Origin of the sequence: Flavobacterium cupreum (assembly GCF_003996965.1) — a bacterium.
GTDB lineage: Bacteria > Bacteroidota > Bacteroidia > Flavobacteriales > Flavobacteriaceae > Flavobacterium > Flavobacterium cupreum.
On the sequence record NZ_QWDM01000133.1, the window covers coordinates 1 to 351 of the forward strand.

Sequence of the window (351 nt, forward strand, 5' to 3'; positions counted from 1 at the left end):
CGCTTAATGTGTTGAAGTATGAATCCGAACTTGTAAAAAGTTTCCGAAATTTTTGCTCAACAATAATTATGATTATCGCTCTTTTCGTAGTTCGGTACGGCCAAAGACTTCCACAGTCCATGGTGGACCGGTTGAAACAGCTATCAAGTGAATTCAAAGAACTTATGATTCTTGGGGATAAAATGATTCCGGAGGCGCTCAAGGAATTACACGCAAAACTGGATCATATTAGAAAAATTATTCATGCTGGAGGAGTGCCGCCGCATGACACTGCTACGACCTTACTGGCGCAAACAGGTCAAAAGGTCATTAGCTATGCTGAGGAGGCTCGCCTGATCGAGACCGGAGCAG

The 351-nt window shown here is 43.9% G+C and carries 1 protein-coding gene; it reads left to right on the plus strand.

Translation table 11 applies throughout. The annotated features are described in order from the left end of the window. Positions 1 to 68 precede the first annotated feature (68 nt). Positions 69 to 351 (plus strand): hypothetical protein (locus tag D0817_RS25865; protein ID WP_202866532.1); only part of this gene is annotated, 283 nt, incomplete at its 3' end.